2 pseudogenes are annotated in these 1,247 nt (G+C 64.7%); one reads left to right on the top strand and one right to left on the bottom strand.

Annotated features, from left to right (window positions below):
• A pseudogene (locus tag E4K64_RS39850) lies at positions 1–231 on the bottom strand (IS110 family transposase); the annotation flags it as partial.
• A 62-nt stretch (positions 232–293) separates the two neighbouring features.
• Between E4K64_RS39850 and E4K64_RS39855 the strand changes: the two are divergent.
• Positions 294–1,229: pseudogene (locus E4K64_RS39855) on the top strand (IS3 family transposase); the annotation flags it as partial.
• Positions 1,230–1,247: the final 18 nt, after the last annotated feature.

Raw genomic sequence — 1,247 nt, forward strand, 5'->3', positions numbered from 1 at the left:
GGTGTGCCCCATGGCGGCGATCTTGCGGGCCAACCATTGCGAGCCGGAGCAGGCCTCCATCCCCACCAAAGCCGGTCCTGCACGTTCGAAGAACTGCAAGAGCGTATCGCGCCGAAAGGTCGCCTTCTGGATCGGCATTCCGGCGGCGTCGAGCCCAACGACGTGGAAAAAGTTCTTGCCAATGTCGATCCCAAACACCGTTGCCGGCCTGGGCTTGTTCCGTGTCCTCATTGCTTCCTCCTTTCAAAAGCCAACTCAGTCTGACTGAGAGGACGGGGCGGGTCATCCCATTAATGGTGACGCCCGCCGCGAGGCGAGAGGCCGTCGCTCATCTGCGGACCACCTTCGAGGTGAGCGAACGGCGGGCGTGCAAAGTCCTGGGGGCAGACCGCACATCGGTGCGCTATCGCAGCGGACGAGCTGACGATGCGGCCGTGCGCGCCCGCCTGCGCGAGCTGGCGGCGATCCGCCGCCGGTTCGGCTACCGGCGTCTGTTGGTGCTGATGCGGCGCGAGGGGCTGGTCATGAACCACAAGAAGTTCCGACGTCTCTATCGCGAAGAACGACTGCAAGTCCGCCGGCGTGGCGGACGCAAACGGGCACTCGGCACCAGGGCGCCGCTGGCAATCCCGCAAGGCGCCAACCAGCGCTGGAGCCTCGACTTCCTGTCGGATGCGTTCGCCGACGGCCGACGGTTCCGCATTCTGGCTGTGGTCGACGACTTCACCCGCGAATGCCTAGCGCTCGTCGCCGATACCTCGCTGCCGGGCCTGCGGGTCGTACGTGAGCTCGATGTCATCATCGCCTGGCGTGGCCGGCCGGGGTTGTGCCTGTCCGACAACGGCACCGAGCTGACCGGCATGGCCGTGCTGCGCTTCAGCCAGGAAAGGCAGATCGAGTGGCACTACATCGCGCCCGGCAAACCGACTCAGAATGCCTTCATCGAGAGTTTCAACGCGCGCCTGCGCGACGAACTTCTCAATGAGACACTGTTCACTTCGCTCGCACAGGCTCGAGCCGTGCTGGCGGCCTGGAAAGATGACTACAACAACGCCAGACCGCACAGCGCCCTGGGCAACCTCACTCCGACTGAATACGCCAAACGCAACGCTCCCGGGCCGCAACGGGGCGGGACGCTGCGCTATGCCGAGGGCTCCGCGCCCCACCCCGTTGCTTCACCGAGCCCCATGGGCTCATATTCAACCAGGAATCTTCCCATTGCTGGATGAAGCGAGGGGCTCAGACCA

Origin of the sequence: Bradyrhizobium frederickii, assembly GCF_004570865.1 — a bacterium.
In the GTDB taxonomy this organism is placed as follows: domain Bacteria; phylum Pseudomonadota; class Alphaproteobacteria; order Rhizobiales; family Xanthobacteraceae; genus Bradyrhizobium; species Bradyrhizobium frederickii.